This window comes from Arthrobacter sp. CAL618 (assembly GCF_000468215.1).
GTDB lineage: Bacteria > Actinomycetota > Actinomycetes > Actinomycetales > Micrococcaceae > Arthrobacter_D.
Map to the genome: position 1 here is coordinate 1 of NZ_ASZW01000023.1, position 4,187 is coordinate 4,187.

General features: G+C 62.7%; 4 protein-coding genes. 2 read left to right on the forward strand and 2 right to left on the reverse strand.

Translation table 11 applies throughout. The features are described 5' to 3' along the window. Window positions 1-177 precede the first annotated feature (177 nt). Window positions 178-1,230 (forward strand): TerC family protein, encoded by a 1,053-nt coding sequence (locus K728_RS22960; protein WP_019481449.1) that lies wholly within the window; start codon window positions 178-180, stop codon window positions 1,228-1,230. Window positions 1,231-1,265: 35 nt separating this feature from the next. Here K728_RS22960 and K728_RS22965 read toward each other — a convergent pair whose 3' ends face one another. Beyond that, a complete protein-coding gene (locus K728_RS22965) occupies window positions 1,266-2,594 on the reverse strand; it encodes an alpha/beta fold hydrolase (protein WP_024475595.1) in 1,329 nt (442 codons plus the stop codon). Then, window positions 2,591-3,073 carry a GNAT family N-acetyltransferase gene (locus K728_RS22970; RefSeq protein WP_024475596.1) on the reverse strand — a complete coding sequence of 161 codons (483 nt, stop codon included), beginning with the start codon at window positions 3,071-3,073 and terminating at the stop codon, window positions 2,591-2,593. The genes K728_RS22965 and K728_RS22970 overlap by 4 nt, the downstream gene beginning before the upstream one ends. A 430-nt stretch (window positions 3,074-3,503) precedes the next feature. On the opposite strand from K728_RS22970, the gene K728_RS22975 reads away from it, so the two are divergent. Continuing rightward, a partial coding sequence (locus K728_RS22975; protein WP_237742069.1) for a DUF222 domain-containing protein occupies window positions 3,504-4,187 on the forward strand: 684 nt, incomplete at its 3' end.

The following is a 4,187-nucleotide window of genomic DNA, read 5'->3' on the forward strand; positions in this document are numbered from 1 at the left end:
GAGCCATTTCCTGATCCGGCTCGTACGGGGTTAGGATAAGCCGGACGTAGGGGAGTATCCCGAAGCGCTACGATCGTCAACACGCGGAGCATCGATGTTTCGCCGGGCGTAGCGGCCGGTGGCAAATGCCGCGGCGGAGAGACTTGCGGAATCCGCTGCACCCTTGAAAGGTCCCTCATGCCCGAACCCACGCTGGAACTGCCATTGGCGTTTGAGGTAGGCACATTCATTGTGCTGGGCCTCATCCTCCTGTTCGATTTGCTGCTGGTGGTTAAGCGCCCGCACGAGCCGTCAATGAAGGAAGCCGGCCTGTGGGTCACGTTCTACGTTTCTCTCGCGTTGATCTTCGCGGTCCTGATGTTTATCTTCACCGGCCCGGATTACGGGGGACAGTTTGTCGCCGGCTGGGTCACCGAATATAGCCTGAGCATTGACAACCTGTTCGTATTCATCATCATCATGGCCCGGTTCTCGGTACCCCGTAAGTATCAGCAGGAAGTGTTGATGGTGGGCATCATCATCGCGCTGGTGCTCCGCGGAATCTTCATCCTGCTCGGCGCAGCCTTGATCAGCAACTTCAGCTGGATCTTCTACATCTTCGGTGTCTTCCTGCTCTACACGGCCTATCAGCAGGCCAAGGACACCGGCGAAGACGAGGAACACGGTAGCGAAAACAAGGTGATCGGCAAGCTGCGCAACGTCCTGCCGATGACCGACAAATACGACGGCAACAAGATCCGTACCGTCGTGGACGGCAAGAAGGTCTTCACCCCGATGCTGATCGTCTTCGTGACCATCGGCCTCACCGACCTGCTCTTCGCGGTGGATTCGATCCCGGCCATCTTCGGTCTGACCGAAAGCGCGTTCATCGTCTTCACCGCCAACATTTTTGCCCTGATGGGCCTGCGCCAGCTGTACTTCCTGCTCGGTGGCCTGATGACCCGCCTCATCTACCTGAAGCATGCGCTCTCGGTTATCCTGGCGTTCATTGGCATCAAACTGATCCTTCACGCCATGCATGAAAACGAGTTGCCGTTCATCAACGGGGGCCAGCACATTGAGTGGGCTCCGATCATCCCCACCTTCCTGTCCCTCGGCATCATCCTCGGCACCATTGTGGTCGCGGTTGTCCTGAGCCTGCTCAGCCCGAAGGCCAAGCAGGCCAGCATCGATGCCAAGCTTGAAGAGGACGCACGGAAGGCCCGCGGCACGGCCGACGTCGAGAAGTAGCCTTCTCCGACCGTCCGCGCCTCAGCGCTGGCTGACTACGCGGGCCAGCCGGTCATACCCAGCAACCGGTTGAAGATCGCTTCACCGTCGTCGGAAATCCCGTCGTGGTGGAAGTCAGCTGTCTCCCATGCCTGTAAGCCTTTGACCGCGCGGGCTGTCCGCATGGACAGGTCATGGTCCACGTAGATGTCGTCCTGATAGACGGCAGCCGCAGCGGGGACAGTGTTGCGGGCGAGCTGGTCGGTGTCGTAGAGGCTGCCCCAATCCGCCTTTGCTGCGAGGAGGTCAGCGACGTCCCGCAGCGGAACTAGTGACGGGTCCTGATCGAAGTACCACCGATACACCATTTCGCCGGTCAGCAGCGGTTCCTCAGCAGTCGGGAGGAACTGGGGGTGCTCGGCCAACACCCGGTTGGCGGACCAGTCGGAGGCCCCGCCCTGGCAATAAATTGACTCATGCAGCAGGGCGTAGAGGGGGTTGGATGACCGGCTGACCTGCGCCCAGACGGCGTCCAGGAACACCCGGGACAGCCGCTGACCATCGGCGGTGCTCACGAAGGCGTCCTCGAGCAGGAAGTGCAGGGCGTCCATCCGGGTGTTGCCACCAAGGAAGGATCCGATCATCTGCAGCCGTGCAACGGTGAGACGCTCACCGGTCGGTAGCCGCTCGTCGATTGCCTCGACGTGGTGTGCAATCCGGGTGAGGGTCGTCCGGTCCTCGGGATACTTGGCGAAGTATTCCCGGTTCCTGGCTTCGACGAGCCGATAGGTCGCGGAATAGACCTGATCCGGGGGGCCACTGAGTGGTGCCAGGCCACCGGTGATCAGCGCCCGGTCCATGCCCTCGGGTGCGACAGACAGGTACGTCAGGGTGCAGAAACCGCCAAAGCTCTGACCGAACACCGTCCAGGGCGCCCCGACGAGTTGGCGGCGGATCAGTTCGGCGTCAGCAACAATCGAGTCGGCCCGGAAGTGCGCGAGATACTCGGCCTGTGCGGCAGCGTCCCCGCGGAGGGGAAGGGTCGCGGCATCCGCTGGGGTGGAACGGCCGGTGCCCCGCTGATCCAGCATCAAAATTCTGAAGTGTCTGGCCGCAGCCTTCATCCAGCCGCCAAGCTGGGTGACCCTGCTGCCCCGGCCGCCGGGCCCACCTTGCAGGAACAGCAGCCATGGCAGGTCGGCAATGGCTTCGCCGTCGTACTCCAGCGAGCTGTACTCGCGGGCAAAGATGGTGATGGTTTCACCATCGGGCGTCCGATGGTCCAGGGGAACTGTGAAGTAATGGCCGGTGGTGCGTGCGCCGTGCATCAGGTGGGTTGATTCGCGGCGGTGGGGGACGACGTCGGCGGCTGACTGGTCGCTCACGTAGCGGATCCGCTGGCCACTGCGGTGAGGGCGGGGCCGGTGAGGCGATAGGTGGTCCACTCGTCCTGGGGGAGGGCGCCGAGGCTGTCGTAGAAGTTGATTGAGGGTTCGTTCCAGTTCAGGACCGACCATTCCACCCGGGCGTAGCCCCGTTCCGCGGCGATGCGTGCAAGGTTCTGCAGGAGTGCTTTGCCGTGGCCTTCGCCCCGGGCTTCGGGGCGGACGTACAGGTCTTCCAGATAGATCCCGTTGACACCCTCCCAGGTTGAGTAGTTCAGGAACCAGAGGGCAAAGCCCTGGATGACGCCGTCCGACTCGGCGACATGCGCGAACACGCTTGGCATGGGTCCAAAGAGGGCCTGATGCAGCTGTTCGGGAGTGTTCCTGACGGCGTCAGGTTCTTTCTCGTAGATGGCGAGGTCGTGGATGAGCTGGAGGATGGTGGCTACATCAGCCGGGCGGGCGTCGCGGATAGTCATGCACTCAACCCTATCTATTACATCCCCGGCGAGAAGGTAGCTGTGGCGGGTCTGGATGTGCCGGGGCCATCACAGCCAACCGCTCGGCGGCGAGTTTGAGAGTAGTCAGGCGAGTCCAGTGCTTACGTGGGCCGCTTTTGTGGGTGCCGAAAATACTTCGAAAAAGTTTTTTCCGGGCCCCCTATTTTCCCCTCATACTGTCGGTGCTCGATGATGGAATTGGGGTATGAAAAGCAGTGCAGCTTCTGCTCCCGGATCGGGAATCCCTCCCGAATCCGGCGCGGATTCCGCCTCGACCAGCGGGCCCGCGAACACGGCCACGGGGTCTACTGCGGGAACTCACGCCGGCGCTTCTGCGGCGTCTTCCTCCGGGGCTTCTGTTGGGTCTTCTGCTGGGTATGGTCCGGAGGGACCGCTAGGCGTGGACGCGGTGTGGACAGCACCCACTGTTGAACCGCCGGAGTCGGAGGCTGAGGCTGCGGGTTCGACCGATGCGGATGATGAGGCATCGGATTTTTGGGGAATGGCCTTCGTGCCCGGCGAGCGGGTGCGCTCCAGCGACGAACCTCCCGCCCTGACCGGCCAACTCGGGCTCGCCGCCCCGGCCGGCCTTGACTCTGCCCAGGTCTTGGATGCGTTGAATGACGTCGCCGAGGCGCGGTCATGGCTCGATGCCCAGGAAGCGAAACTGGTTACCCGGATCCTGGACCTGCAAACCGAGCAAACCCGTTGCGGCCGCGGGGCTTTCGGGTTTGAGAAAACCCTGGCCGCAGCCGAGATCGGCGCCACGTTGCACCTGCCGGAGCGGACCGCCGGGTTCCTGGTCGAACACAGCACCCTGCTGACCCGCCACTACCCGGCCACGTTGAACGCGTTAGAGGACGGCAGACTCTCACGCCGCCATGCCTGGGCCGTTGTCGAAGAAGCCACAGACATGCCCGACACCGACCCCGCTCTCGCCGCCGCCTATGAAACCAGGCTGATCGCGTTGGCCGGTCAGACCACCGTGACGAAGTTCTGCCGCCAGGCCCACCGGTTACGCGAAAAACTTCACCCCGAACCCATCAGTAGCCGGCACCGGAAAGCTCTCCGGGAACGCGAGGTGGTCCTGAAC